General features: G+C 27.4%; 22 protein-coding genes and 3 tRNA genes. 18 read left to right on the forward strand and 7 right to left on the reverse strand.

Translation table 11 applies throughout. The annotated features are described in order from the left end of the window. The first annotated feature begins 7 nt into the window (after positions 1–7). A complete protein-coding gene (locus tag BP997_RS06820; protein ID WP_413829044.1) occupies positions 8–1,468 on the forward strand; it encodes a sodium-dependent transporter in 1,461 nt (486 codons plus the stop codon). Positions 1,469–1,503: 35 nt separating this feature from the next. On the opposite strand, the gene BP997_RS06825 is transcribed toward BP997_RS06820, so the two are convergent. Next, a complete protein-coding gene (locus BP997_RS06825) occupies positions 1,504–2,265 on the reverse strand; it encodes a nitroreductase family protein (RefSeq protein WP_413825560.1) in 762 nt (253 codons plus the stop codon). A gap of 137 nt (positions 2,266–2,402) precedes the next feature. Between BP997_RS06825 and BP997_RS06830 the strand changes: the two genes are divergently transcribed. The 6 genes from BP997_RS06830 (at position 2,403) to BP997_RS06855 (ending at position 7,216) form a co-directional block, all read left to right on the forward strand. Continuing rightward, positions 2,403–2,476: transfer RNA gene (locus BP997_RS06830), tRNA-Gly, on the forward strand. 2 nt (positions 2,477–2,478) lie between these two features. Continuing rightward, positions 2,479–2,552 (forward strand) — tRNA-Gly (locus tag BP997_RS06835). Positions 2,553–2,832: 280 nt separating this feature from the next. After that, positions 2,833–3,873, forward strand: coding sequence for a hydroxymethylglutaryl-CoA synthase (locus tag BP997_RS06840; RefSeq protein ID WP_413825557.1), 1,041 nt, complete (start codon positions 2,833–2,835; stop codon positions 3,871–3,873). Between the two features lie 36 nt (positions 3,874–3,909). Then, entirely contained in the window at positions 3,910–5,070 is a 1,161-nt protein-coding gene (locus BP997_RS06845; RefSeq protein WP_413825555.1) for a thiolase domain-containing protein, read from the forward strand. Between the two features lie 182 nt (positions 5,071–5,252). Beyond that, the gene (locus BP997_RS06850) at positions 5,253–6,257 is read left to right on the forward strand and encodes a M48 family metallopeptidase (RefSeq protein WP_413825552.1); all 1,005 of its coding nucleotides are present in this window, start codon (positions 5,253–5,255) and stop codon (positions 6,255–6,257) included. 500 nt (positions 6,258–6,757) lie between these two features. Then, a complete protein-coding gene (locus BP997_RS06855) occupies positions 6,758–7,216 on the forward strand; it encodes a GNAT family N-acetyltransferase (RefSeq protein WP_413825550.1) in 459 nt (152 codons plus the stop codon). Between the two features lie 39 nt (positions 7,217–7,255). Here the strand turns inward: BP997_RS06855 and cobQ are convergent, their stop codons facing one another. After that, entirely contained in the window at positions 7,256–8,806 is a 1,551-nt protein-coding gene (gene cobQ / locus BP997_RS06860; RefSeq protein WP_413825547.1) for a cobyric acid synthase CobQ, read from the reverse strand. Between the two features lie 446 nt (positions 8,807–9,252). On the opposite strand from cobQ, the gene lonB reads away from it, so the two are divergent. The 7 genes from lonB (at position 9,253) to BP997_RS06895 (ending at position 15,796) form a co-directional block, all read left to right on the forward strand. After that, positions 9,253–11,133, forward strand: a complete 1,881-nt coding sequence (lonB, locus tag BP997_RS06865) for an ATP-dependent protease LonB (RefSeq protein WP_413825578.1) — start codon at positions 9,253–9,255, stop codon at positions 11,131–11,133. A 172-nt stretch (positions 11,134–11,305) separates the two neighbouring features. Further along, on the forward strand, positions 11,306–12,205 hold the full coding sequence (locus tag BP997_RS06870) for a ribose-phosphate diphosphokinase (protein WP_413825545.1): 900 nt from the start codon (positions 11,306–11,308) through the stop codon (positions 12,203–12,205). Between the two features lie 37 nt (positions 12,206–12,242). Next, on the forward strand, positions 12,243–12,623 hold the full coding sequence (hypA, locus tag BP997_RS06875; RefSeq protein ID WP_413825542.1) for a hydrogenase maturation nickel metallochaperone HypA: 381 nt from the start codon (positions 12,243–12,245) through the stop codon (positions 12,621–12,623). 36 nt (positions 12,624–12,659) lie between these two features. Further along, positions 12,660–13,319 carry a hydrogenase nickel incorporation protein HypB gene (hypB, locus tag BP997_RS06880; RefSeq protein ID WP_413825539.1) on the forward strand — a complete coding sequence of 220 codons (660 nt, stop codon included), beginning with the start codon at positions 12,660–12,662 and terminating at the stop codon, positions 13,317–13,319. 58 nt (positions 13,320–13,377) lie between these two features. Next, positions 13,378–14,412 carry a DUF354 domain-containing protein gene (locus BP997_RS06885; protein ID WP_413825536.1) on the forward strand — a complete coding sequence of 345 codons (1,035 nt, stop codon included), beginning with the start codon at positions 13,378–13,380 and terminating at the stop codon, positions 14,410–14,412. A 71-nt stretch (positions 14,413–14,483) separates the two neighbouring features. Then, positions 14,484–14,556 (forward strand) — tRNA-Ala (locus BP997_RS06890). A 157-nt stretch (positions 14,557–14,713) separates the two neighbouring features. After that, positions 14,714–15,796, forward strand: coding sequence for a hypothetical protein (locus BP997_RS06895; RefSeq protein WP_413825533.1), 1,083 nt, complete (start codon positions 14,714–14,716; stop codon positions 15,794–15,796). 236 nt (positions 15,797–16,032) lie between these two features. Here the strand turns inward: BP997_RS06895 and BP997_RS06900 are convergent, their stop codons facing one another. Both BP997_RS06900 and BP997_RS06905 read right to left on the reverse strand, forming a co-directional pair. Beyond that, positions 16,033–16,824, reverse strand: coding sequence for a zinc ribbon domain-containing protein (locus tag BP997_RS06900; protein ID WP_413825530.1), 792 nt, complete (start codon positions 16,822–16,824; stop codon positions 16,033–16,035). A 42-nt stretch (positions 16,825–16,866) separates the two neighbouring features. Beyond that, entirely contained in the window at positions 16,867–17,346 is a 480-nt protein-coding gene (locus tag BP997_RS06905; RefSeq protein ID WP_413825527.1) for a hypothetical protein, read from the reverse strand. Between the two features lie 67 nt (positions 17,347–17,413). Between BP997_RS06905 and BP997_RS06910 the strand changes: the two genes are divergently transcribed. Continuing rightward, entirely contained in the window at positions 17,414–18,991 is a 1,578-nt protein-coding gene (locus BP997_RS06910; RefSeq protein ID WP_413825524.1) for an MnmC family methyltransferase, read from the forward strand. 99 nt (positions 18,992–19,090) lie between these two features. Here the strand turns inward: BP997_RS06910 and BP997_RS06915 are convergent, their stop codons facing one another. Further along, positions 19,091–20,908 (reverse strand): DUF2070 family protein, encoded by a 1,818-nt coding sequence (locus tag BP997_RS06915; protein ID WP_413825521.1) that lies wholly within the window; start codon positions 20,906–20,908, stop codon positions 19,091–19,093. Between the two features lie 185 nt (positions 20,909–21,093). On the opposite strand from BP997_RS06915, the gene BP997_RS06920 reads away from it, so the two are divergent. The 3 genes from BP997_RS06920 (at position 21,094) to BP997_RS06930 (ending at position 23,418) form a co-directional block, all read left to right on the forward strand. After that, positions 21,094–21,615, forward strand: a complete 522-nt coding sequence (locus BP997_RS06920) for a FumA C-terminus/TtdB family hydratase beta subunit (protein ID WP_413825519.1) — start codon at positions 21,094–21,096, stop codon at positions 21,613–21,615. Positions 21,616–21,796: 181 nt separating this feature from the next. Continuing rightward, positions 21,797–22,129 carry a hypothetical protein gene (locus BP997_RS06925; RefSeq protein WP_413825516.1) on the forward strand — a complete coding sequence of 111 codons (333 nt, stop codon included), beginning with the start codon at positions 21,797–21,799 and terminating at the stop codon, positions 22,127–22,129. 134 nt (positions 22,130–22,263) lie between these two features. Continuing rightward, positions 22,264–23,418, forward strand: coding sequence for a TIGR03576 family pyridoxal phosphate-dependent enzyme (locus BP997_RS06930; protein ID WP_413825514.1), 1,155 nt, complete (start codon positions 22,264–22,266; stop codon positions 23,416–23,418). A gap of 38 nt (positions 23,419–23,456) precedes the next feature. On the opposite strand, the gene BP997_RS06935 is transcribed toward BP997_RS06930, so the two are convergent. Next, on the reverse strand, positions 23,457–24,380 hold the full coding sequence (locus tag BP997_RS06935) for a biotin--[acetyl-CoA-carboxylase] ligase (RefSeq protein ID WP_413825511.1): 924 nt from the start codon (positions 24,378–24,380) through the stop codon (positions 23,457–23,459). Between the two features lie 31 nt (positions 24,381–24,411). Continuing rightward, a complete protein-coding gene (locus BP997_RS06940) occupies positions 24,412–25,908 on the reverse strand; it encodes an acetyl-CoA carboxylase biotin carboxylase subunit (RefSeq protein ID WP_409198721.1) in 1,497 nt (498 codons plus the stop codon). Between the last annotated feature and the right edge of the window lie 71 nt (positions 25,909–25,979).

Genomic DNA, 25,979 nt, shown 5'->3' on the forward strand with positions numbered 1-25,979 from the left:
TTTGGACATGTCAAATGATAAAAAAGTGCCTGTGTGGGATAATAATTTTTCTTTCTTAATGGCAATGATTGGTGCTGCTATTGGTTTAGGGAATATTTGGAGATATCCCTATGTAGCTTATAGTAACGGTGGGGGGACATTTTTAATTCCTTACTTATGTGCTATTTTTATTTTAGGATTACCTTTCTTATTCTTAGAGTATAGTGTAGGATTCAAATTTAAAACATCTTTATCTGAAATATTAAAAAAAATTAAACCTAAATTTGAAGTGATTGGTTGGTTTGTTGCTTTAATATCTTTTTTGATTTTGTGTTATTATGTGTGTATTATTGGTTGGGATTTAATTTATATAATTCTAAGCTTTTTTAAAGGTTGGGGTTCTAATCCTTCTGCTTTTTTAACAAGTTCATTGTTACATAGTCAAAATGGTTTTCTTGGATTGAATTATATTGTATGGCCTGTTGTTATTACTTTAGTTTTTATTTGGTTTTTAATTTGGATAATTTCTCGTACTGATTTAAATTCTGGAATTGGTAGAGTTACTAAGTTGTTAATACCTTTACTTGTCATCATGATGGCTATAATTGTGATATATTCATTAACTCTTCCAGGTTCTAATATTGGTTATTCTAACTTGCTTAAACCTCAATGGAATATGTTACTGTCACCATCCGTATGGCTTGCTGCTTTTGGTCAAATTTTATTCTCTTTAAGTTTAGGAATGGCAGTAATTACATCTTATACTAGTTATTTACCTGAAGGTTCAGATTTAATTAAAAATGGTTTTATTGTAGTGGCATCTAATTGTAGTTTTGAAGTTTTTACTGCATTTGGAATATTTTCTATTATAGGTTTTATGTCTTTTTCACAGGGAATACCATTTAATCAGATTATTACACAGGGAGTTGGTTTAATATTTGTCGTATTCCCTACTGTATTAAATATAATGGGTAATTATGCATATATAATAGGGCCTCTGTTCTTTTTATGTATATTTTTTGCAGGAATTACAACTACTATATCCTTTTTAGAACCACTCTCTTTAGCAATAAATCGAAAATTTAATATAAGTAGAAAAAATTCTTCTGCATTACTCTGTTTAATTGGTTTTGGAATATCTTTAATATTTGCTACTGGATCTGGTAGTTATTTACTAGAAATTTGTGATAGTTTTTTAAATCAATTTGGAATTTTATTTGGAATAATTTGTCAATGTATAATATTTGGTTGGTATTATAAAATTGATGATTTATTAAATGTTTTAAATAATAATTCTAAATTAAATATTGGTAAATTTTGGAAAAATATTATAAAGTATGTTATACCTATAATTTTATTTATAGTGTGGATTACTGGTTTATATAATTTATTTACCTCAGGAAACATTAATTATATAATAATACAACTAATTCTTGCATTGATAATAATTATTGTTCCAATTATTTTGACAATATTACCCGAGCATTAAAAAAATTCATTACTTAATTTTAAATTTTAATTTTTTTATTCAATGTTTATTGTACATATTTGGGAGTAATCATCTAATTTATTCTTTAAATCATCAAAATTAATTGTATATTCTTTATTTTCATTTTTTATCCCTAAACATAAACATAATAATCCTATGCCTGCATCGATTTGATTAAAGTTATTCATACCTATTCTTTTATCAATAAATGAAGGTTTTTTACAATAATAATCTATAGAATTATTATTAAAATAAACATACCATGGTTGAGTATTACTTGCTGAAGGGGCATATTGTAAGCTTTCGATTATTCTCATTGTTAAATCATTATCTTCAATATGGTTAAAATTACTTATTTCATTTAAAGGTTTTCTTATAAACTCTTTTTTATCTTTTCTATGTATTTTTTCTTCTGTTTTTCCGAATGCAAGAACAATTCCATATTTAAGTTCACTTAAATTTTTTAATTTATTCTTTGCACGTGGAATACCTTCCCAACAAGCTCCTATATTATTTTTTGAAAAGTAAAGATCTAATTGTTCAAGTATGAAACCTATATTATTCAAACCGGAATTTGAATTTTCAGAGAATGCTGCAATATAATAAGGAGCAGGTTTCATATAAATAGTATTTAAGTAATCACTTGTTATAATTTTGAATTCAACAGGTGTTTTATTTAATCTTTCTGCATTTTCTAAAATTTCTTTTATTTCTTCAATATTTAAATCAGAATTCATATCATAATTCCGAATAGATTTTCTATAAAATATGGAATCATATAAATTATCATTTAACATAAATTTTTTCTTCCTACTTTTTATGAAATAAATTTCAATATTTTAACTTATTTTTATACATATATAAAAGAATTGAAAATTTTTCCATAAGATTTATATATGATGAAAACCAACACTTTATTGTTGTATGTAATTTAGCGGTGTTAGTCCAGCCTGGTTAAGACTCTAGCCTGCCACGTTAGAGACCCGGGTTCAAATCCCGGACGCCGCATTGCAGCCGTGGTATAGTCTGGTTATTACTTGGGCCTTCCAAGCCTACAACCCGGGTTCGAATCCCGGCGGCTGCATTTACTATTTTTAAAATTAATATTTTATTAAAATATTAATTGATATATTTTTTATCTAATTTTTTAAACCTTAAAATACATTATTTTTTAGATTTAATAAACTTTAAATTCTTATTTTGTAAAAAACAAAAATTATTTATATATAAAAATTTTAAACTATTATTAATATAAATTAATTAATAAAAATTTTAAAATTAAAGAATTACTATTTTAAAAAAAATTTTAAAATTGTGTTGATAAAAAGATTTTTAAATAAAAAAATATAAATGGTTGTGATTTTATGGCTGGAATTGTTGGATATGGAGCTTATGTACCTTCATATAGAATCAAAGTAGAAGAAATTGCAAAAGTATGGGGAGACGATCCAGAATCTATATCAAATGGGTTAGTTGTTAATGAAAAATCAGTTCCTGCATCAGATGAAGATACTGCAACAATTGCAGTAACTGCAGCAAGAAATGCATTACAAAGAGCTGAAATTGATCCACAAAATTTAGGCGCAGTATATGTTGGGTCTGAATCTCATCCTTATGCAGTTAAACCAACTGCAACTATAGTGGCTGAAGCTATAGGAGCAACTCCTGAATTAACTGCTGCAGATTTAGAATTTGCATGTAAAGCCGGAACAGCAGGTATGCAAGCTGTAATGGGTGAAGTTGATTCTGGTATGATTGATTATGGATTAGCAATAGGTGCTGATACATCTCAAGGAGCACCTGGTGATGCATTAGAATATACAGCATCTGCAGGTGGAGCTGCTTACATCATAGGTAAAAAAAATACAATAGCTGATATAGAAACTACATATAGTTTCACTACAGATACTCCGGACTTTTATAGAAGAGAAGGTCAACCTTATCCATCCCATGGTGGAAGATTTACTGGAGACCCTGCATATTATAAACACGTATTTGGAGCTGCAAAAGGTTTATTTGAAAAAACAGATTCAAAACCTGAAGATTATGATTATGCAATTTTCCACCAACCTAATGGAAAATTTTATATTAGAGCTGCTAGAAAATTAGGATTTACACCTGAACAATATAAATATGGTTTATTAACTCCAAATATTGGAAACACTTACTCTGGAGCCGTTCCATTAGCATTATCAAATGTATTGGATAAAGCAGAACCAGGAGATAAAATATTTATAATATCTTATGGATCTGGTGCAGGTAGTGATGGATTCACATTAACAGTAAATGATAGATTAAAAGAAATCCAAGAATTAGCTCCAAAAACTCAAGATTATATTGATGATAAACATTATGTTGATTATGCGGTTTATGCTAAATATAAAGGAAAAATTCGAATGGCATAATATTAAAGGGAGAAAAAAGATTTAAGGTGATATTTTATGAGAGATGTTGCAATTATAGGAGTAGCCCAAACAAAATTCGGAGAATTATGGGATACTTCATTTAGAGAATTAATAGCTGAAGCAGGACTTGGAGCTATTAAAGATTCAGGTATTTCTGGTGATGATATTGGCGCAATGTATGTTGGAAATATGTCATCAGGTTTATTTGTTGATCAAGAACATATAGCTTCACTTATTTCTGACCATATGGGTTTGAATCCAGTACCATGTACTCGTGTTGAAGCTGCATGTGCATCAGGAAGTTTAGCTTTAAGACAAGGAATCATTACAGTAGCATCAGGTTATGAAGATATAGTTATTAGTGCAGGTGTTGAAAAAATGACTGATGTTGTAGATGCAACCCCTGCAATTGCAACTGCATCAGATCAAGAATGGGAAGCTCAACAAGGAGCTACATTTCCATCATTATATGCGATGATTGCTAGAAGACATATGTATGAATATGGAACTACTAGAGAACAATTAGCAGAAGTGAGTGTTATTAATCACCACAATGCACAATATAATCCATATGCTCAATTTCCGTTTGAAATTTCTACAGAAAAAGTTTTAAACTCTTCTAAAGTAGCTGATCCTTTAACATTATTAGATTGTTCTCCAGTTTCAGATGGAGCAGCAGCTGTAGTTTTATGTCCTGCAGAAGATGCACATAAATATACAGATACTCCAATATATGTTAAAGCATCCGCACAATCTTCTGATAGTATTGCATTACATGATAGAAGAGACATGACAACATTAGATGCTACTAAAGTAGCAGCTAAAAAAGCTTATGATATGGCTGGAGTCACTGTTAAAGATATTGATGTTACAGAAGTTCATGATTGTTTTTCAATTAATGGATTATTAGCAGTAGAAGATTTAGGATTTACAGAAAAAGGAAATGGTGGAAAAGTTATTGAGGATGGCCAAACTAGAATTGATGGAGACTTCCCAATAAATCCTTCAGGAGGGCTTAAAGCAAGAGGACATCCTCTTGGGGCAACAGGTATTGCTCAAGCTTGTGAAATTTCCTGGCAATTAAGAGGAGATGCCGGTAAACGTCAAGTTGATGGTGCTGAAATTGGTATGACTCATAATGTAGGTGGTACTGGAGGTACTGCAACAGTCCATATTCTTTCTCGAGATAAAAATTAAAATTATATAAAATTAATTTTTTATTATTTTTTTATAAAAAAAAATAACTTTTTTTACTTAATTTTTTTAAAACATTATTTTAATAATAAAAGGGGGTTATTAAGATAAAAAAGAATCAAAGAAGTAATATTAATCCTTTCACAGGGAAAAATCATTTTGATATTGTAAATGATGATAAATTTTTGAACCAAGTTTATACACAATATTATAATATTATTAATCAAAGTCAATTATTAGATGATTCTCCACAAGCTCAATTAATATTTAATGTCTCCAGTAAATTAATTTATGCTGTTAATGATTATTTATTAAAAATTGGAAGGATAGATTATATTGAAAATTATTACGATTGGGAATTTCATTTAGTTTCAAATAATACAGTTAATGCTTTTTGTATGCCTGGAGGTAAAATAGTTGTGTACTCAGGAATACTTTCAATTGCAAATAATGAAGAAAAAATAGCTTTTATTTTAGGTCATGAAATGGCTCATGCTTTATTGGACCACTCTAGAACCCAAGCAAGTAATTATAAAGCTAAAAACACATTAACTACTGTAACAAGAGTTGGAAGTTTAGCTCTTGATTTTGCAGGATTAGGAGGATTAGGTGATATTACAAGAGCTGCAGTTAATGTGGCAGATATAGGTTCTGAATATTTATTAATGAAACCTTTTGGAAGATCACAAGAGTTAGAAGCAGATAAATTAGGCATGATGATTATTTATTTAGCAGGTTATAACATTAAAAACATTCCCTCATTTTGGCAAGATATGAGTAAACAAAATTCTAATGCACATGATTTTTTCTCAACACATCCCTCAGATCAAAAAAGAATTGATGCAATGAAAGAAATTATTTTTGAAATTGACAACCAAAAAGACTTTTATAACACTCCTATATTAGCAGATTCCTCAAATTCAAAAGAGTTTATTAATTCAAAAAATACTTCAATTAATCAACAAAATTATGCACCTAAAATAATGGAGGAATCTAATTCAAAAAACACATTAAATAAAATTGATAATCAAGTTTATTGCCAAAATTGCGGCCATTCTGTAGATATTGATGCCCATTTTTGTACAAATTGTGGCCATGAACTTAATGAATTATTAAAGTGTCCTAATTGTGGCACAATAATAAATAATGAAGATCTATTTTGTTCTAATTGTGGATACTCTTTAAAATAATTTTCATAAAAAATTATAGATATTAATTTTTAATAATTACTTTTCCCAATTTTATTGTAAAAAAATTCTAACAAAAAACTTCTTTTTAATTATTCATTCAATAATTTATATTAATTAAAACCTTATTTTCAATTTTTAAATAATAATTTTTTATATTTTTTAATTTAATTTTATATTTTCACTATTTTTTTTTAAATTATCCTTGATTAGTTCCTTTAAACCTTTTACTATTATAATTATTCATTTATTTGGTGTATTCTTGATTTTTCATTATCTAATTTAAAAACTATTGTATTTTAATATTATATTAGTTATTTTATTTAATAATTAAATACTTTTGTTTATAATACTCCTAATTTCGGAATGTTTATTATTTCCATTTAATATTTTCGATTCAAAGTTAATTTCAGATTAAATACATTTGTTACTTCTTCAATGTTTTATTTATTTGAAACAAAAAAAGGATAAACTTTATTTATATGAAAAATTAATAGTTTTTCATGTTAATATTAGAAGCTACAATTTCAGATTTGAGATCAATACTTGAATTGCAATATTTGGCATATCAAAAAGAGGCTGAAATTTTAGATGACTACGAACTTGATCCATTAAAAGAAACTGAAGAAGAAATTGAAGAAGCATTCTTTAATGGAGTTATTTTAAAAGCTATTGATGATTTAGGTCATATTGTAGGTTCTGTTAGAGCATTTAAAAAAGAAGATACTGTTTTTATAGAAAGATTAATAGTTGATCCTAATTTAACTGGAAATGGGATAGGATCAAAATTATTAGATGCTGCTGAAAAATTATTACCTAGTAAACGTTATGAATTTTTTTCTTCAGATATTATTTCACATAATTTAGATTTTTTCAGAAATAATGGATATAAAGAGTTTAAAGCAGAATTTATAAAACCTAATGTTCGTGCTGTATACTTTGAAAAATTATCAACTGATTAAGTTTCATAACTCATTTGTATTGTAAATACAAATTTTTTTTTATTCAAATAATAATTTATCAATATAATTCATGTCAACATTTTCTTCAACAATTTTAGCTAATTTTTCAATATTTAAATCTTTATTTGTTTCATAAGGATCTAATCCATTATTAATAGGAATCCCCTTTTGTTTTCTAATATAATTTAAAAATTCTCTTCTAAAATTGTAATTATGGAATATTCCATGGAAATATGTTCCAATAACATTTTTTTCTACTGCACCATCAAATGTACTGTTTTCATTGTTACCTATGCCTTTTTTAATTTTTAATAATGGCAATGATCCATTTAGTATTGTTGTACCTTCATGTAATTCATAACCAGTTATTTTTTCACCACCTATTTTATTAAAAATTTTTCCAATATTATCCTTTTTATTGTTTCCATAATTTTCAATGATTTCATTTGCAAGAATTGCTTCGCTTTGTTTTACTACTTTTTCCTTTCTTTCAAATTGGCTATCTATATTTAACAATCCCAAACCTTTTATTGTTCCTTTTTGAGATTCTTTATTGAATTCATCATAAATATTATTCCCAAGCATTTGATATCCTCCACAAATGCCAATGATTGGTATTCTTTCACTTAATTTTATGATTTCATCTGCTTTTCCACTATTTTTTAATTCAATTGTATCCAAAATTGTGTTTCTTGTACCTGGAATTATTAAAGCATCCACATTTCCAATTTCTTCATTAAGATCTATTAATTTTAATCCAACATCTTCTTCAAATTCAAATGGATCTATATCTGTGAAGTTAGCTATTTTTGGAAGTTTTATTACACCTATAGTTATAGGTTTATTTGATTTAAATTTATGTTCATATAAACTTGCAGAATCTTCTTCAGGTAACTTTAAACTATGATCATAAGGTAATACTCCTAATATAGGAGCATTTATGATTTTTTCTATTTTTTCTATTCCTGGTTGTAATATGTTTAAGTTTCCACTAAATTTATTTATTATTACAGCTTTTAATCTTGATCTATCATGGTCATCTAATAATTGGAATGTTCCAGCTATTGATGCAAAAACTCCTCCTCTATCTATATCTGCTACTAAAATGACATTAGCATCAGCAATATGGGCTATTTCCATATTTGCTATATCTTCTTTACGCATATTTATTTCAGCTGGAGATCCTGCTCCTTCTATTATTATAATGTCATTTTTTTCTTTTAAAATATTTAATGATTCGTTAATTGCTTTCAATGCATATTCTCTGCAATTGTGTTGGTAGTCATAAAAATTCATATCTCCTATTGCTTTTCCCTGAATTATTACCTGTGATGTGAATTCCCCTTTAGGTTTTAATAATATGGGGTTCATATGAACACTTGGTTCTATTTTTGCAGCATTTGCTTGCAAAACTTGTGCGATTCCCATTTCTTTATTTTCATATGTTGTGAATGAGTTCAATGACATATTCTGTGATTTGAAAGGTGCTACTTTGTATCCTCTATTTGCATATATTCTACATAGTGCTGCTGTTACTACACTTTTTCCTGCATTTGATGAGGTACCTTGAATCATGATACATTTTGTCATAATATTTTTTTCCTTTTATAATTTTAGTTATTTTTTTATTTTTTATATTTATTAAAGTTAATTTTTATTAATTTAATTTGTTTTGATTTTTTTATTAATGTTTGGAACAAAATTTATATGATATAAAATAGTTAAATAAATATTGTTAAAAACTTAATTAATATTTTTAATTAATCATTTTTATTAACAGTACCAAAATATTAAACTTACAAAAATTAATTAAATTCAATATGTTTATATACATTTAAATGTAATTAATAAATAGAAACTTTAAGTAACAAAAATTTATTAAAAACATTAAATGTAAAACAGATTAAAACTCGAAAAAACAGAGGTTTACCATGAAATTTGAAGAAAAATCAACAACTGATTTTGTTGATGAAAAAGTAGAAGCAGAAAAAGAACAATCTGAAGAAGAAAAATTTGTTCCTTCTACAAATAAACCTATGCTTGACTATGAGAATATAGGCAATACTGGTGACATAAATGTACCGCCACTTTTAATAGACCAAGTAATTGGGCATGAAGAATCAGTAGAAACTATTAAAAAAGCAGCAAAACAAAGAAGAAACGTTCTCCTTATCGGAGATCCTGGTGTAGGAAAATCAATGCTTGCAAAAGGAATGGCTGAATTATTACCACCTGAAGTATTACAAGATATTTTAGTATATCCTAATGCAGAAGACCCTAATAATCCAATCATTAGACCAGTACCTGCAGGTGAAGGTAAAAAAATCGTAAAAGCAAACAAATCTAATGCAAAAGTTTATGAAGAAAAGAAAATGATGTTAGTAATGTTTGCAGTAGCTGCTATATTTGCTTTAGGTTTATACTACCAAAAAATATTTGAAGCAATAATAGCTGTACTATTAATTATATTTATTGCAATGCAAATTAAACCAAAAAACACAACATTATCTCCAAAATTATTAGTTAATAATGGAGATAGAAGATTTGCACCATTTATGGATGGAACTGGATCACATGCAGGAGCATTACTTGGTGATGTAAGACACGATCCATACCAATCTGGAGGGTTAGGAACACCTGCACATGAACGTGTAGAAGCGGGTATGATTCATAAAGCTAATAAAGGTGTTTTATACATTGATGAAATTGGAACAATGTCTACTAAAACTCAACAAGAATTATTATCTGCAATGCAAGAAAAAAAATATTCTATCACAGGACAAAGTGAAAACAGTAGTGGGGCTATGGTAAGATCTCAATCTGTTCCATGTGATTTTGTTTTAGTTGCTTCTGGTAATATTAAAGTATTAGAAGGAATGCACCCAGCAATGCGTTCAAGAATAAGAGGATATGGTTATGAAGTTTTCATGAAAGATTCAATGGAAGATACTTTAGAAAATCGTAAAAAATTAGTGCAATTTGTAGCACAAGAAATTAAAAACGATGGAAGAATCCCTCAATTCAAACCAGATGCACTTGATGAAATAATATTAGAAGCAAAACGTAGGTCTGGTAAAAAAGATTCATTAACACTTAAACTTAGAGATTTAGGTGGATTAGTAAGAGCTGCTGGAGATGTTGCAATTGAACAATCAGCACCATTTGTAACAGCTGATCATGTAATCACTGCTAAAAAATATTCTAGAACTTTAGAACAACAAATGGCTGATATGTCTATTGTTCAAAGAAAAGAATACAGTATGTTTAACCCTAAAGGTGGAAAAGTCGGTATGGTTAATGGTTTAGCAATTATCGGTGATAGATCAGGTATAGTATCACCAATTGCTGCTGAAGCTGCACCAGCACAAAGTAAAAATGAAGGGAAAATTATAGCAACAGGAAAACTTGGAGAAATAGCTAAAGAATCTGTACAAAATGTAAGTGCATTAGTTAAAAAATATACAGATAAAGATACCTCTGATTATGATATTCATGTTCAATTTATTCAAACATATGATGGTGTTGAAGGGGACAGTGCTAGTGTATCTATAGCTGCAGCTGTAATAAGTGCAATCGAAGATATACCACTTGATCAAACTGTTGCATTAACAGGTTCTTTAAATGTCCGTGGAGATGTAATGCCTATTGGTGGAGCAACAGGTAAAATTGAAGCTGCTGCAGAAGCTGGAATAAAAACTGTTTTAATTCCAAAAAGTAATATGAAAGATGTTATGATAGAATCTAAGTATGAAAAAATGATTAAAATTATTCCAATGAGTACTCTTAGTGATGTTCTTGAACACATTTTAATTAATGGTAATAAGAAAGATAATTTAATTAATCATATTAAAAAACTTGGAAATCATGTAGCTGAAAACATACCAGAAAGTACTATTAAAACTCCAAATGCACATTAATTAAATATTTAGTTATAATTTTTTCTTTATAACTATCTTTTCTATTTTTTATTTTTATTTTATCTCAATTTTTTTATTTTAATTTAATTATTATTAAAAACCTTATTATAATATGAAGATTAAAATATATTATAGTTATATATTAAATAATATTATTTTTCATGGTGATAAATTGATAATTGGTGGTTCAGCATCACAAAGTTTAGCTGCTAAAGTAGCTGAAGAATTAGGGGACATTATATGTCCAATAGAAACTAAAAAATTTCCCGATGGGGAAAGATATCTCAGATTTAAAGAAGATGTAGAAGGCGAAGAAGTTACAGTTATCCAATCTACAGGATTTCCTCAAGACGAACATTTAATAGAATTATTATTTTTAATAAAAAATTTAAAAAGTTTAAATGCGAAAAAAATTAAAGTTGTTGTTCCATATTTAGGTTATGGTAGGCAGGAATTAAGATTTAAACCAGGTGAAGCGATTTCTGCACAATTTGTTGCAGAATTAATTGAAGATTCTGGGGCTGATGAATTTATAAGCATTAATCTTCATGAAGATAGTGTGAGAGAATTTTTCAATATTCCTACATTGAATTTATCTGCTATGCCTCCTATTGCTGATTATATTAACACTATTACAGAAGACCCAATTATTATTGCTCCTGATAAAGGGGCTTTAGGTTTTGCTGAAGAAATTGCAAAAATTTTAAATTGTAATTGTACTTACATGAGCAAAGTTCGATTAGGTCCAGATAAAGTTGAAACTCGAATAGTTGATGTTGAAGATTCTACTGAAACTAATTCTAAAGTAGGAATTAATGCTGTTAAAAATAAAGAAGCTGTTATTATTGATGATATTATTGCTACTGGAGGCACTATTGTTAATGCAGTGAATATTTTACAAGAATATGGTGCAAAGTCTGTTAATGTTTGTTGTGTTCACCCAACATTAGTCAACGATGCAGTTATAAAAATTTATGCTGCAGGTGCAAAGAATCTTGCAGGTACAGATACATTGAAATCTGATGTCAGTTGTATAACAGTAGCTAAAGTTATTGCAGATGCAATAAAATAAAAATTATTTATAAAAATATTAAAAGGAATTAATTAAAATGCATGAATTATCAATGGCTCAAGGAATTTTCACTACTGTAATGGATACTGCAGAATCTAATGATGCTACTGAAGTTACTAAAGTTATAATTGAAGTTGGCCGATTAGCTATGATTAATCCGGAACAAATCAGTTTTTTATTAGATGTTTTGAAGGAGAATACTATAGCTGAAGATGCTGATTTTGTTATTAATGAAATCCCTGTTGAAATAGAATGTCAAGAATGTGATTATAAAGGGATTGTATCCCTTGATGGTTTAGATCATTATGCTCCTATTATTAAATGTCCTAAATGTGAGACTCCACGAATACTAATTTTAAATGGTAAAGATATAATAGTGAAAAATATTGTAATTGAAAAACCTGATGAAGATGAATAAATTAATTATTTAAAAATTTTTTTAGGAGGATATAAAATGCATAAAGTAGCAAGTGTTGAAGTAGAAAAAAATATTATGAAAGCTAATGAAGCTATAGCTGAAAGAAATAAAAAGTTATTAGAAGATAATAATATTTATTGTGTTGATTTCGTAGGTGCTATCGGTTCAGGTAAAACTTCTTTAATTGAAGATATCATAGAAAATGTTGATGAAAATATTGGAGTAGTTGCTGGGGATGTAATTAGTAAATTCGATGCTGAAAGAATTAAATCTCATGATGTTCCAGTTGTAGGTTTAAACACTGGTAAAGAATGTCATTTAGATGCACATCTTGTAGAACACTCTTTAGAAGATATGCCTTTAGATAAAATTGATTGTTTATTTATAGAAAACGTTGGAAACTTAATTTGTCCTGTTGACTTTGCATTAGGTTCTCATATGAGAGTTGTTGTAGTAAGTGTTACTGAAGGTGATGATACTGTTGAAAAACATCCACTTATTTTCCAAAGTGCTGATTTAATTATTATTAATAAAATAGATTTAGCAGAAGCAGTTGGTGCGGATACTAATAAAATGGTTGCTGATGCTAAAGGATTAAATCCCAATGTTAAAATTATAACTTCTAGTTTAAAAGAAGGTAAAGGACTAGATGATATAATTGAAGCTATTAAAGAACAAAAACCTGAAAATTTATAAGAAATTTTCTGTTATTCTAAATTTATTAATATTATTTAAGTAATTAGGTGGGTTTTCATTGAAAATTTGGATTGATATATCAAATGCTCCTCATGTTCGCTTTTTTAAGGATGTTATTAAATATTTAATTGATGAGGGAGAAGATGTTATTGTAACTACTCGTCAATTTGGTGATATTCATAAACTTATGGATATGTATGGTATTGATTATATTAGTGTAGGGAAACATGGGGTTAGTTTAAAAGATAAGCTTAGAGAGAGCACAACACGTGTAACTGATTTATTTGATATTATTGCAGATGAAAAAATTGATGTAGCTGTTTCTAAGCATAGTATAGAACTTCCTAGAATTAGTTTTGGTTTAGGTATTCCTAGTTTGTATATTTTAGATAATGAGCATGCTGTTGCTGCTAATAAATTAACTCTTCCTTTATGTGATCGGATTATTGCTCCTAAAATTATAGATGTTTGGAAGTTAATGGAATATGGTGCAGATCCTAATAAAATTTTACCTTATAATGGGACTTCTGAATTGATGCATTTTAAGAGTTTTAACTATAATGATGATATATTTGATGATTTAGGTTTAATTTTAAAGAAAAGTAAAACCATATTTATGCGTCCAGAACCTTCTCTTGCTAGTTATTTGGATGCAGATTGCCGCAAATCTGTGTTGTCTCCTATTGTTGAAGTATTAAAAGAATATGCTAATATCCTTGTTCTTCCAAGATTTAAAGAACAATCTAAAATTTTTGAAGGTATTGATAATGTGACTATTTTGGAACCTCCAGTGGATACTAGTAGTATTATTAAAAAAGCAGATTTAGTTATTGGTGCTGGGGGTACTATGAATAGGGAGGCTGCTATTCTTCAAACTCCTGTTATTTCTTGTTATCCTGGTACTTGCTTGTCTGTAGATAAATTTTATATTAATCAAGGTTTAATGTATAGGTCTAATAATCTTGATGATATTATTAATAAAGCTTTGAGTTTTATTGTTAATCCTCATGAACCTATAGATGTTAACCACGATGACTTATTTAAAATAGTACTAAATAACATTTATGATTTAGGTAAAAATGGAAAACCATAATAATGTTTTTAATTATTTTATTACTTTACATAAATTTTAAGTAGTAATAAATTATTAATGTTATTATAATGGGGCTGGTAGCTCAGATGGTAGATCGTCGCCTTGGCATGGCGGAGGCCCCGGGTTCAAATCCCGGTCAGTCCATTTAAATATTGAAGATTATTTATACTGTAAAATGAAAATTAAAAGAATAATTTTTGTTTTATAATGAAAAAATTTAATATTATAAATAAACTCATATTATAAAATTCAAAAGTAAATTAGTTAATTAAAAAATATTATAATATATGTGTGATAAAAAATGGCGTTTATAGCTCAAAATCATTTTCAATTTATATTAGAAATAGCAGCAATAATATTTGCAAGTATGATATTTATAATTAACTTAGTGCCATTATCACTAAGTATTGTAACATTCTTGTCTTTATTCTTAGCTATAGTATTCACTTTACTATTTGCAGGTGATATTGCTTTACTATTTCTATCGTTTGGTCAACATGAATTTACACATACATTTGGACCGATAGCTTTACTTGCTATAATAACCGCTCTAGCTTCATTAAAAATTATGGAACGTTCAGGAGTAAATGTACAAGGGCTTAAAAGACTTGTATACATATTACTTGCTCTAATAACTTTATTTGGAGGAATGATGCATAGATCCTTCTTAATATTATGGATTCTTGGTTTATTCATAGGATATCTTATTATATCTAAATCTTTCCGAGAAAAATCATTTTTAACCATAAAAAGAGTATTAATATTTTTAGGATTAGGTGTTGCAGCATTTGGTTTAATGGAATTATTAGCAAAAGTATCTGGAATGCAAGTATTCAGTCCAATGTTACGTATTAATCGTCTTGAAAATAACAGTCTCTCAAGTATTCAAATGGTACTTCATAATACAAATCTAATTGGGCATGTTCAAAATTCATCATATTGGGGATCACAAGGATTAGGTTTTGCAGATGGGTATATAAGTTTACCAATGCAATTCATCTTATTATTTGGATTACCTTTCCCAATGTTCTTTGGTTTATTAGTATCTAAAAAAGATATTATTGATTATATGCTTCCAGGAACTTTCGGATATGCATATGATTTTGGATATTTAACGATGATTGCCTTAGTTGCATTTGTGGTAATAACGTTGATTGTTGGATTAAAAATTTTACAAAAATACCGTGATAAGCGTGAAAGAAAAAATAAAAAATATTTAGGTAAAGAAGTATTATTGATTGGATCATTAACTGCATTCACTACCCAAGCAATTATTGGTTTATTTGTATTTAACAGAACTATAAATGGAACGGCATTATTAACATTTATTGTTTTAGCTTCTTTAGTATGGGGAAATGTTGTAACTCTTAAACGAAGCAACTAAATCTTCATACACTTTTTACTTTTTTTCAAAATTAAAATACATTTTAATTATTTATTTACTAATTCTTAAAAAAATTTACAATACTTCATTTTTTAATTTTCTATAAAAAATATTTTAATAATAAATCCTTAATATTTGATTTTTCAAAAAATTTAAAAAAATTCTTTATTCTATTTTAAGTTTAAAAATTAAAAAAAAAATAAAAAGTATTTAAAAAAAATTTCAAATTAATTTTCTTAGATTAATAATCTTAACAGATAATATGTATTATCATAATAGTAAGATTGGTTTATCATTGAATTTATTGTTCCTATTATACTCATGAAAATTATTATAAATAAAAGTACTGGAATTATTATCATTATCATAATTTCCACATCTGAAAATGATCTTCGTACTGGTAATTCTGGTTGTTCTTTTTTCCATAATTCATTTAATGATTCTTGTATGTTAATAAGTACCCATATTTGAAGAAATGGTAATAAAATCCACACTATTAAATTCCCACCTGAAGAATATGAAGGGATATTTTCAAGTTTTAATTTTTTTTCATATTGGTTAAAAAGTTCATATATAATTATCCAATTTACTATAGGTATTAATAAAAGTATAGTGAATAATACAGGACTAGTGTCCTCATGATAATACTCTTTTAAGGATGTGCTATTTTTATAATACCAATAAAAAGTATATAATCCTCCAGTCAATATCATAAGTAATGCTAACCTACGTATAGGTATTACATTTGATTCTTGCAGCATCCCTACATTATAATGTGCATTTTGAGGATTCGCACTGTTCAAAGAATTTCCACACTTTGGACAGTAATTGGAGTTTCCATTAATTTGGTTCCCACATTGAGTACAAAAACTTTTAGTATTTTTCGTATTGCTTTTTATAGAATTCACATTTTTCTGTATCTGTGGAGGATTTATTTGTGTAACATTTATTTTTGCTCCACAATTATAACAAAACTTAGTGTCCTTTTCAACAATGGTTCCACATTGTGGACATTTTTCTTTTTCCATTTTCATCATTTTCCTAAAAAATTTTTTTATTAATTTTCAAAATCATGTTTGAATTTGATTTTTTAATTCCTCTGGTTTTTTTATCTGTATATTATGTATTTGATATTGATTCATTGTTTCATCAAAACTTATATAATCTTTATATTGATAAAGTAATGTATTAATTGTGCAAATATCTATTCCAGTTTTCTCATAAATTTCAATATTTGTAATAGGTGTTTCTGAGTCTAATAAAACATTTAATATTGTATTATGTATTTGTTTATAAGCATCTAGTTTACTTATTAAATATTTTAACCCTTTAAGACTTATTTCTACTGATTTTAAATCACCCTCTTTACTAATCCTTAATTCAACAAATTCTTTTTCAGCTAATTTTTTTAATATTTCAATGTTTTCGTTTTCACTGGTGTCTAAATCATATGTTAAGTTTATAAATTTCATGTATCGTATTCTTTTTGGTCCATTATCTTTTTGGCACATATTGTAAAGTATTTCTAATATTTTCAATTCAGAATCCATAATATCTTTTTCTCCCTTAAATTTTTTTGTTAATGTTTATTATGGATGTTTTCTAAATATATCTTTTATGACATATCTTGATGAATCCAGAGTAATAAATGATACAATTTATGATAAAATAAATGAATACTTTAAAAAAGAAAATGAATTTCCTAATAGATATAATAGAGTAACTTTTTTTAACAATAATAAAGATTATTTTTACCAAACTGAAGATACATCTTACAGTATAAAATCAAGGGAAATCAACAATAAAATAGAAATTCTCCACACAAAAACAGGTGCAATATCAGAATCTTTTGAAAAATTTATTAAACCAATGAAATTTAACTATCAAAAAGATATTCATGTATTAGATATTTGTGGAGGAATTGGATATAACTCAACAGCCATGATACAAGATTTCATAGAACACGCCTCACCTAATACAAAATTAGTAATTGATTGTGTTGAAATAAGTAAAGCTACACTTGCTGCAGGATTACTTGTACCCTCACCAATATCTGCCCATGATATAATGAAACATGCAATTGAAAACAGTTTAATATATGAAGGTTATATTGTAAATCCAAAAGAAAAAACACCTATACCTAAAAGTATGGAGATAAATATTTACATAGCTGATGCTCGTTGTACAATAAAACAATTACCTAATAATTATTATGATGCAATATTTTTAGATCCATTTAGTCAAACAATGTCACCAGAACTTTTTAGTTTCGAATTCATTAAAGAATTTCGAAGAGTCATAAAACAAGAAGGATTAATAGCTACATATACTAGTTCATCACCAGTACGATCTGCATTTATAAAAAATGGATTTCATGTAGGTTTAGGTCCAATTTATGGTAGAAAACAAGGAGGAACACTAGCATCCCCCAGTTCTTTTATGTTAAATGAATCCATTCCTAAAGATGATGAAATAAAAATTGCATTATCTGATGTGGGAATACCTTTTTATGACCCTAACTTAAATTGGTCAACACAAGAAGTTACGGAAAATAGACAAAAATTAAGACATAAAGAAAGACATCATACATTAATTTCTAGTGCTGTTAAAACAACAACTTATTTAGGTAAAGAACCTAAAAATTCAGCACTAAAAAGAAGAATGGAACGAAACTTAGCTAAAATTGGAATACCTGGACTTAAAAGTAAAGAAGCATTTTATTTAATAGAACCAGAAAAACAATATAACTTAAAGTACTTGGACAATAATAATTCTAGAACACGTATACTTGAAATACATAATCGTTTGAATAAAATTCTTAAAATGAATAATAATCAACTTAATGCATATAAATGTATGAAATGTGGTTTTAGTTGGCCACAAAATTCTAATATGGGATATAAATGCCCTCAATGTGGTTCATTTCATATAAACAAAATAATAGATAAAAAACATAGAAAAAATCGTCCAATTACAGGAAATCCAAATAAAGATTACCGTCATCATCATCGTTTATACAATAATGATGATTTTGGGGCACATATGCACCATAAAAAACATAAACATCACCATAATCATCTATGGTTATATAATATAGATAATTTTGGTCGAGGATTAAATCATTGGTCTAATCATGGACATAAACATTTTCATGACTATGATAGACATAAAAATCATCATAAACATCATAATTAACTATAAAATGTTTTTTTTTCCATTTAAATTTTTTATATTTTTTTAAAATTAATTATTTAACAATTTAAAAAAGAAAAAAATAAATATGGTTTTTTTATTTTATAAAAAATAAATCCATATGAAAACAAATATTAATGCTGTAATAAATATTAATGGTGCCATAATTTTACTAACAGCTACAATTGAACTTATTGTGGATATTAATTCAGTACTGTTATTTGGCCCAAAAGTTTTTAAATTTTTAATTTTATTAATATCGGTTCCTGCTTCAACAGGTTCAAGATCTTCTAAAGCAGTTAATATACTTTCACGTAAATATTCTATGATTTTACTTTTTTCAGAGACTCCAATAGGATTATATCCATTAGCTAATGTATTCACTGAATGAGTATCAGTAGTTAAAACTTCTAATTCATCTATAGGTAAATCATTTAATTCTTTAAGTATTGTTTCCCTAAAACCTAATTCCATATTGTTACTGTCAAATAATGCTATTGCGGTTTTTTGTTCTCCTGCTTGAATAACCATTACTTTAAGTGCACTGTCACCTACACCATTGTTTTTATCTAAACCTTCCATCGGATTATAACTTATTCCAACTTGTAATGGATAATTTCGTTCTAAGTTTTCAATCTTTTTAACAGTATCTAATAATTGGAATACTTCAGGATTTCCAGGTAATACTCCTCCTTTTTCAGCATTAAAACTATTATGACAATCAACAACTATACTATTTTCAATTTTACAAGTTTTTTGACTTTCAATAATCATTGATAATCCAATACTAAATTCAATATCATCACTACCTGAGGGTGCAAATGTTGAAAGCATGATAATTCCATCATTAAAAAATTGAACTCCAATATTTGCTTGTTTTTCTGAGTATCTGACAAATTTACTACATTTATTAGAATAGTTCATTTTTGCCAAGCTTTCATTAACAGCATCTTTAATTTTTTGTATTTCATTAACACTTACTGGATTGAAATCATGTGTTGATGGTCCATGAGCTACCATTGTGAAGTAATCATATTCATTAGCAAGTATTGTTGGCATATTAGCTCCACCAATGTCTCCAATAGGTCCCGGATGTACGGATGGGCTGATAAATAATGCTTTAATATCACCATTCATGTTTTTAAAACTTAATGTGCCCACTATTGTGTCAATTTCTTCTCCTGAAGTATCAAATAAGTTTTCTAAGTATGATGATCCTTCATTCATATGTGCAATAAAAAAACTTAGTAAATCTAAGGCACCAAATCCAAGATTATTCTTCATTGGATTTTCAACTACTTTCATAAATGAGTAAATAGCTACTAAAAATACTAAACATGCTATAATAACTTTTAATATTGTTCCAAAAATTCCTAGTTGGAAAACTATTTCAAGATTACCTAAAAATGTCACTACAATTAACATACTTATAATTAATAAAGGTTGAACTAAACTAATAATAAATGATTTTAAAGGCCCAATATGGCTGGTTCCCCATAACACTAAAAAATTCCAAGCAAAAATTAATACACAGCCAAATAATATACTATTTACAAATAGGTCCATTTTAAGAATTATTCCAGCAATTAATCCTAGTACAGATATTAAACATAATATCACCATACTAGTAAGAGAAAGAAACATACTATGTTTCCTTTTAAGATTAATACCTTTTAATAAATAAACCCATTGTTGGTCTGTAGCACCAGAAACAATGCTTCCTAATCCAAAAACAAAAAATCCAAATGAACCTCCATAAAAAAGGTTTTCTAATTGACTATATGTGTTGATTGGTTTTAATAAAAATATTATGGCTCCTGTTATAAAACTAATAAATATCATACTGAATAATGATATTTTAACTTTAGGGAGTGTTTTAATATACTTTGATAATCCTGCAACACTACTCATACTTGACATGTTTAACTCTTACTCCATTTTAAAAAAATTTTTCTTTATATCTTAAGGTAATATTATTATTATTTATTTAATAAAATTTATAATAGTATACTATAATTATAATAATGTTTTTAATAATATTTATTATATCTAAAAAAATTAAAAATAATATTAAATAAAAAATACACTTTAAGGATAAATTTATTATGATCGATATAAAAGTACCAGTTAAAAATCAAGATTTAACAAAGTTAAAAATAGGGGATATAGTGACAGTTTCTGGAACTATTGTTACTGCAAGAGATCAAGCACATAAAAGAATCATTGAACAAGGTGCACCATTTTCATTAGATGGTGTAGCATTATTCCATGCAGGTCCTATAATCCAAAAAGATGATGAAGGAAATTATGATATAGTTGCAATAGGTCCTACTACTAGTATGAGGATGAATCCATATCAAGCTGATGTTTTAGATAAAGGTGTAAAAATTGTCATAGGTAAAGGAGGAATGGATGATTCAGTTAAAAAAGCTTTAAAAAGAGATAAATCTGTTTATCTTGTTGCAACTGGAGGGTGTGCAGCATTATATGTGGATAAAGTAAAGGAAGTTTCTAATGTGGATTGGTTAGATCTTGGAATGCCTGAAGCATTATGGGAATTGTCTGTTGATAAATTTGGACCATTAGTTGTAGGGATGGATTCTAATGGAAATAGTTTGTATGATTAATTAAATTAATATTTAAATTACTTAATAAGTTAATTATATTTGCCGAATAGTTTATATAATAAAACTTTTATTATTTAATATTAGTTTGTAAAAAAACATTTTTTTAAAAGAATAATTTATAATGATTTTTAAAAAATTTTAATAATACAAAAATTAATAAATAAAAAAAGGTGAATTGAACATGCCTGGTGCTTTAAAAGAAACTGCAGAAAAAAAACTTAAATCTAGAATCCGAAAATTTAAAAAAGTAAATAAAAGTGATGAAGAAAAAGATAAATTTTTTGAACAATTAGGAGGATCTGTTGAAATATATTTACCATCTAAAAATCCTGAAGAAATATCTGATAGTATATTATTCTATACTACTGCTGATGGTAAAATCATTGAAGCAGAATATTCATATAATGAAGGCGATAACTTTGAAACTATTCCTTTAGATGGGAAAAATTTAGATATTGTTGTTGAAGCTTTCAGTTCTAATTTCCATTTAGAATTTCTAGATGATGAATCTTAAATTAGAAAATTATATCTATTTTTTAAATACTTTTTTTATTAATTTTATTTTAACCCTTTTTTTTAATTATGCTATTTTTTATTAAAAAAATTTAATAACTTTATAATATATTATATTATAAATAGTGAAAAATTATGCTAGTTACTAGTTCTTTAGATGAAGTAAAAAAACGTGAATCCGCATTAAGAAATATTAGAAAAATAATTAATCAAGATACTAGGAAAAATTTATATGATTTTACTGGTTTATCTGGAGGTTTTCTTGCTACAGAAAATGATTTAAAACTTTTAGAAACTTATGTAGGTCCAGCTATTTTTGAAGAAAAATTACAGAAAGAAGGTATTAAACATTTAGGTGGGGAAAAAGTTTTTGCAGTAAATAGAACCAGTTCTGGAATTCTTGCAACAATATTAGCACTAGTTCCTGAAAAAGGTTTTGTTTTACATTTTTTAAAAGAACACCCTGCTCATCCAAGTATACCTAGATCATGTAAAATAATGCATGCTAATTATTTAGAATACACAGACATTGATAAATTTCGTGTCCCTTATGATGTTAATTTAGTTATAATCACAGGTTCCACTATGGATCATCAAACTATTGATGAAAAAACTTTTAAAAAAGTTATAAATCTTGCACATAAAGAAAATATTCCAGTTTTAGTTGATGATGCTTCTGGAGCCCGTATAAGAACAGCAATTTTTAATCAGAAAAAGGCAACTGAATTAGGTGCAGATTTAGTTGTAACAAGCACTGATAAATTAATGAAAGGTCCTCGGGGAGGTTTAATGGCAGGTAAAGAGGATTTAATAGATTTAGTTAAATCCAAAGCCACACAATTTGGTTTAGAAGCTCAACCTCCAAGTATTTTAGCTATGGTGAAAGGTTTAGAAGATTATAATCCTGAAAATTTAAGATTATCATTAAATAAGAAAACAGAATTATTTAATCAATTAAAACTTAAATATAATTCTTTCCAAGAAACACCTACAGGGGTGATGGTTAAAGAAGGAGATATGTATAATGAATTAAATTGTGAAAATAAAGATTTATCCGCTAAAGATTTTAACTTCATCTGGTCAATGATATTACTTAAAAAAGAGGGAATAATAACAATACCTGCAGTAGGAATGCCTGGAGCTTCTGCAACTATCCGATTTGATATAGCTTCACCCGATAGTAATAAGTTAACAGTTGAAGAAATAATTAAAAAAATAAATTCATCAATTAATTCATTAAAAAATGTTATGAATAATACAGATAAATGTTATAATTTAATTTTTGAATAAAAAAAGAAAAAAAGGGGAAAATTTTTAATTTAATTTTTTTAGTACACATTACCTTTATGACGTAATTCCCCTGCAAAAATTTTTTCAAGAGAACCATCATTTTTTTCAATAATTAAACTACCTTCCCTATTAATTCCAATAGCATAACCTTCAATAATTTTTCCTAAAGGTTGACGAATAATTACTTCACTTCCAATAGTTTTAGATAAGTGTCTCCATTCATTTAAGATTTTTTCATAATCTTCTTCTTTGAAATAATTATAAAATTTTTCAAATTCTTCAAGGAAAATTCTGATAATTTTTTTCTCTTTAATCTCACGGTTAGCTTCATCTTTTAAACTTGTAACATTATCTTTTAGTTCCTCTGGGAAATCATTCATAGTTAAATTTGTATCAATTCCAATACCTACCACAACATAATCTAAATTATTAAATGAAGCTTTTGCTTCTGTAAGTATTCCAGATACTTTTTTATCCTTAATAAGTATATCATTTGGCCATTTAATTTGAGCATTAACTCCAATAGTTCTTAAAGTTTTACAAACAGCAACTCCAGTAGCAAGAGTAATTAGTGAAGCATGAGTTGGGGGAACATTTGGTCTAATTAATATACTTAACCAAGAACCTCCTTTTGGAGATTTCCAAGCTTTACCTGATCTTCCTCTAGCTTTAGTTTGGGTATCTGCAATTATAACTACACCTTCTTCTTCGTCTGATTCTCCAAAGAATTTAGCTATATTGTTTGTAGATTTTACTTCATCATAAAAGTATATGTTTTTACCAATATAATCAGTTTTTAAGTTTTCTTTAATTTTTTTGGCAGTGTTTTCACTGCTTTCTTGTGAACCTAATTCTTTAAGAAAATCAATGATTTCAGATTCATCTAGTGCTAAAACTTCATCAGCATCTTTATCTGAAATTTTATTTTTCTTTTTAAGCAAATCTATCATTTCTTGTTTCATCTGAAATTCCTCATTTTAAAAATATTTTCTCTTAATTTCTCTTTTTATTTTGTAAAGCTTGTGCATTTGTTAAGTAAGAACCAACTCCTGCACTAATTGCAGCTATTTTCTTTCCTGGCATGAAAGTAGCTTTTAAACGGTTCACGTTTTCTCTATCTTCTTCAATTACTTTCTTCATTTCTTCTTCAATTCCCTTTTTATGGTCATCAATGAAATGAGTGTTAAGTTCTCCTTTTAAGAAGTAAGGATTTCTAATAATTGCTTTATGGAATGGAATTGTGGTTTTTACTCCTAATATTATGTATTCGCTCAATGCTCTTTTCATTCTATCTATTGCATCTTGACGAGTACTTCCATTTGTAACTAATTTACTTATCATACTATCATAAAATGTAGGAATAGTATAATTCATATAAACTCCACTGTCTAATCTTACTCCTGGGCCTCCAGGTGATCTATATCCTGTAATTTTTCCAGGATTTGGTGCAAAATCAGATAATGGATCTTCTGCATTTATACGGCATTCGATTGCATGTCCTGTTACTTTTATATCTTTTTGTTCTAAGTTTAGTTCTTCCCCTGCAGCTATTTTTATTTGTTCTTTTACAAGGTCAATATTAGTTACTATTTCAGTTATAGGGTGTTCTACTTGAATACGAGTATTCATTTCTAAGAAATAATAGTTACCATTATCATACATAAATTCTATTGTTCCAGCACCAGTATAATTAATGGATGATGCTGCTTTAACTGCACTTTCACCCATTTGTGCACGTAATTCTTCTGTCATTATTGGAGAAGGTGCTTCTTCTAATAATTTTTGATGTCTTCGTTGAATACTACATTCTCGATCTGCGGCATGAATTACATTACCATAATTATCTCCAAGAACTTGGAATTCTATATGTCTAGGTTTTTCTAAGTATTTTTCTATAAATACAGTGCTGTCTCCAAAATTGGCTGCAGCTACAGATTGAGTGGATTCGATAGCACGTTGTAATTCATCTTCACTATAAACAGCTCGCATACCAATTCCACCACCACCTGCAGATGCTTTAATAATTACTGGATATCCAATGTTTTTTGCAATTTCTTTTGCTTCATTTATATCTGTTAATCCTTCTTGGGTTCCTTCAATTACAGGTATTCCTGCTTTACGCATTATTTGTTTACTTGTAATTTTATCCCCCATTTGACGTATTACATCTCCTGTAGGTCCTACAAGGGTGATTCCATTCTTTTCACATTCTTCTCCTAGTTTAGGATTCTCTGCAAGAAATCCATAACCTGGGTGAATTGCTTCTGCACCAGATTCAACTGCTGCATTAATAATTTTATCTATATTTAAATAACTTTGTAAAGGACTAGGATTACCTAGTGGGTATCTTTCATCTGCATAGTTAGTGTATAAAGATGTTTTATCTGCATCAGAATAGACTGCAACACTTTTAACATCTAATTCACGGCATGCTCGCATGATTCTGATAGCTATTTCTCCTCTGTTAGCTATTAATATCTTGTCAAACAATTTCATAACCTCTTTTTGTAAAGTAATAATTATTAAATTTATTCAATAATTAAATATTTATTATAATATAT

Source organism: Methanobrevibacter sp. UBA412 (assembly GCA_002495685.1).
GTDB classification, from domain to species: Archaea; Methanobacteriota; Methanobacteria; order Methanobacteriales; family Methanobacteriaceae; genus Methanobrevibacter_A; species Methanobrevibacter_A acididurans.